The sequence below is a fragment of the Vibrio sp. 10N.222.48.A3 genome, assembly GCF_041475345.1.
GTDB classification, from domain to species: domain Bacteria; phylum Pseudomonadota; class Gammaproteobacteria; order Enterobacterales; family Vibrionaceae; genus Vibrio; species Vibrio tasmaniensis_A.
Genome location: NZ_JBFRVX010000801.1, coordinates 1 through 3130 on the forward strand (window position 1 = coordinate 1; position 3130 = coordinate 3130).

Consider the following 3130-nt stretch of genomic DNA (forward strand, 5'->3'; position numbering starts at 1 on the left):
TCGGATTCTCGCGCATGGTTACATGAGTAATAGTAAACACATGATGCTTTTCTTTCTCGTTGTAGTAACCAGTATGGTCTCCGTACGGCCCTTCGTCTGCGAACTCATTCGGGTCGATGTAACCTTCCATTACGATTTCAGCACTCGCTGGCACTTCTAGGTCGTTACTGATTGATTTAACGACCTCAGTTTTACTGCCACGCAACAAGCCGGCAAACGCGTATTCCGATAAGGTATCTGGAACTGGCGTAACGGCACCAAGAATCGTGGCAGGATCGGCACCAAACGCTACCGAGACAGGGAATGGCTTGCCTGGGTTGGTTTCCATCCAATCACGTAGATCAAGCGCTCCACCACGGTGGGCCAACCAACGCATGATGATTTTATTCTTGCCGATCTTCTGTTGACGATAGATACCTAAGTTTTGGCGTTTCTTGTTTGGACCACGAGTAACCGTTAAACCCCACGTTAGCAACGGCGCGACATCGTCCGCCCAACAGCTCATCACCGGAATTTTATCTAGGTCGACGTCATCACCCTGCCATACGACTTGTTGACAGGCCGCCTTACGAAGACGCTTAGCTGGCATATTTAAGACCTGCTTAAACACAGGCAGCTTATCGATAGCGTCTTTAAAGCCTTTTGGTGGCTCAGGTTCTTTTAAGTAAGCAAGCAACTTACCTACTTCGCGTAACTCTTTGACCTCTTGACGCCCCATACCAATGGCTACCCGATCAGGTGTACCGAATAGATTGGTCAAAACAGGCATGTCATAGCCTACGGGATTTTCAAATAAAAGAGCCGGGCCACCAGCACGTAGAGTACGGTCGCTAATCTCGGTCATTTCATAGTCTGGGTCGACAGGGTGAGAAATGCGTTTCAACTGACCAATGCTTTCAAGATGGTCGACAAAATCACGTAAATCTTTAAAACTCATAGGGCTTCTACATGCTGATTATTCTGCGCTCAGTATATCAAAAAGGGTGACGCTGAGATCCCCCTTTTTAGTGTGGTTATTGAGAGGCAAAATCCACTTTACGGTAATGCTTGCTCGATCAAAGAGCTCTTCACCTGAGGGTTATCATTCACAAGATCTTGCAACCAGCGCGTGTGACCTTGTTTGGCTAATTCACGGGCGACTAATGGCGCTTCATCGGCAATCGCCATCCTAGAGACAAGGAACTGCTTCACCTCTTCTGATAGCGGGTTCACCTTGGTAAGCAAAGTAATCGCTTCATCTTTCAAACGAGGATTCTTAGTCGCTGCCATTACCTGTTCCAACGCGAACGTTTGTTTAGTTTTAGCAAGTCGCTCTAACTCTGCTTGGCTATGATAATCGGCCTTCATTCGCCATAGAATCTTATAGACCTCAGGGTCTTCGCTCACTTGCGCTAATCGAACTACCACCTCGGTAGAGGGTAACCAGCTAACAATAGAAGATGCGGTGAGTTGCTTAGTCAGATAGTCAACCGCTTCAGGAGACAAACTGTCTAGCTCTCGAATTAGTAGTGCTTCTCGCGTTTGAACTTGATGCTCAGGCCCTGACAACCACTCATTAAGGTTAAGTTTCTGCTTTTCTGCATCCAGTACAAACACCAGTGTCTTCTGGTCTTGGTGCCATTGCTTGATCAGTCGATTAGCAATCGAAGGGTAATTAAAAGCAGGTACCGTAAACTCGTAGCCATCCCCACGCTCTAATACTTGGTAGGTCGGCGTGATAGCGAGTTGCTGTTCTATGAAAATAGACATCTTAGGGGTGAGAACTATCTCTTGCTGTTCGATCTTCTTCAAGAGCCGGTAACGAGCCACCTCTTGCTGGGGAAATGTCAGGCGCTCAAGCGAAAAGCGCAGCGAATTGACTTCGTCACGCACGACAAGCTCGAGTAATTCAGCAGTTTTCAGTTTTACTTGATCATTCTCAAGCCAAGACTCTACTGTAAGTGGAGACATCTCGGTGGCATAACTCATACCAACCGGTGAAAGTAACAGTGAAGTAGACAGGAGTAATGATGACAACAGTCCATGTTGCATTTTAACTTCCTCGTAACACTTTTGCTCATTCTGCAAGCTGTCGCTACAAAATGCAAATAAAAAGCGCCACCCGAAGGCAGCGCTTTTTAATAACTATAAGCTAATCAATACTACTGACGACGCATTGCGTCAAAGAACTCATCGTTCGTTTTAGTCATTGCTAGCTTGTCGATAAGGAATTCCATCGCATCGATTTCGCCCATTGGGTGAACAATCTTACGCAGAATCCACATCTTCTGTAGTTCATCGTTCTTGGTAAGAAGCTCTTCACGACGAGTACCAGAGCGGTTGAAATCAATCGCTGGGAATACACGTTTTTCAGCAATCTTACGGTTAAGGTGCAGTTCCATGTTACCTGTACCTTTGAATTCTTCGTAGATAACTTCATCCATCTTAGAACCAGTATCAACCAGTGCTGTTGCGATGATAGTTAAGCTACCGCCTTCTTCTACGTTACGTGCCGCACCGAAGAAACGCTTTGGACGATGTAGAGCATTCGCATCAACACCACCAGTAAGAACTTTACCTGATGAAGGGATAACAGTGTTGTAAGCACGAGCTAGACGAGTAATTGAATCCAGTAGGATAACCACGTCTTTCTTGTGTTCAACAAGACGCTTCGCCTTCTCGATTACCATTTCTGCTACTTGTACGTGGCGAGATGCTGGTTCATCAAACGTCGATGCGATTACTTCGCCTTTAACTAGGCGCTGCATTTCTGTTACTTCTTCTGGACGCTCATCGATAAGTAGAACCATGAGTTCACACTCAGGATGGTTACGAGCAATGCTTTGAGCAATATTTTGCAGAAGCATTGTCTTACCCGCTTTTGGCGGAGCAACAATCAGACCACGCTGACCTTTACCGATTGGAGAAGCAAGGTCAAGAATACGAGCTGTGATATCTTCAGTTGCACCATTACCCGCTTCCATCACCATACGTTCGTTGGCGTGAAGAGGAGTAAGGTTTTCGAAAAGAATCTTGTTACGAGCGTTATCTGGTTTATCGTAGTTAACCGTATTTACTTTAAGCAGAGCAAAGTAACGTTCGCCATCTTTAGGTGGACGGATTTTACCGCCAATAGAGTCACCTGTACCTG

Annotated in this window: 3 protein-coding genes; all 3 read right to left on the minus strand. The window is 46.0% G+C overall.

What is annotated here, in order from left to right; genetic code table 11:
- The coding region (locus tag AB4653_RS19990) for a UbiD family decarboxylase (RefSeq protein ID WP_372105133.1) at positions 1-937 on the minus strand (937 nt) is incomplete at its 3' end.
- A 98-nt stretch (positions 938-1035) separates the two neighbouring features.
- Positions 1036-2031, minus strand: a complete 996-nt coding sequence (locus AB4653_RS19995; RefSeq protein WP_009848198.1) for a hypothetical protein — start codon at positions 2029-2031, stop codon at positions 1036-1038.
- A gap of 110 nt (positions 2032-2141) precedes the next feature.
- The coding region (rho, locus tag AB4653_RS20000; RefSeq protein ID WP_372105135.1) for a transcription termination factor Rho at positions 2142-3130 on the minus strand (989 nt) is incomplete at its 5' end.

Excerpts from the sequence above, each read along its gene's own strand:
- AB4653_RS19995 (WP_009848198.1), bottom strand. The coding sequence starts at position 2,031 with ATGCAACATGGACTGTTGTCATCATTACTCCTGTCTACTTCACTGTTA.